The 299-nt window shown below is 72.9% G+C and carries 1 pseudogene; it reads right to left on the bottom strand.

Annotated features, from left to right (window positions below):
- Positions 1-299: pseudogene (locus tag IFT72_RS15630) on the bottom strand (ATP-dependent DNA helicase PcrA); the annotation flags it as partial.

Here is a 299-nt window from a genome sequence, read left to right as displayed (position 1 = left end):
AGCTCGAGGTCGCCGTTGTCGCGCACGGTGCCGGTGACCCGGTTCGACCACTCCGTCTTCGGCTTGGTCTTGGCCGCCGCGGTCGCGCGGTCGTAGCTGCCGCCGCCGTAGCCGCCGCTGGCGCGCGGGGACGAGCCGAGACGGTCGCCCGCACCGCCCTCGCGACGCGCGTTGAGCGCCCGCGGCTGCGTGCCTCCTCGGCTGTCGGCCATGCCGGGCGACTGCTTCCAGTCGATCAGCTCGACCGGGATCTCTTGCAGGTACCGCGACGGCATCGCCACGTTCACCTCGCCGAACTG

The sequence above is a fragment of the Frigoribacterium sp. CFBP 8754 genome, assembly GCF_014841815.1.
Lineage (GTDB): Bacteria > Actinomycetota > Actinomycetes > Actinomycetales > Microbacteriaceae > Frigoribacterium > Frigoribacterium endophyticum.
Note: the sequence above shows the minus strand (reverse complement) of the source record. Positions and strands in the feature narration are given on the sequence as shown.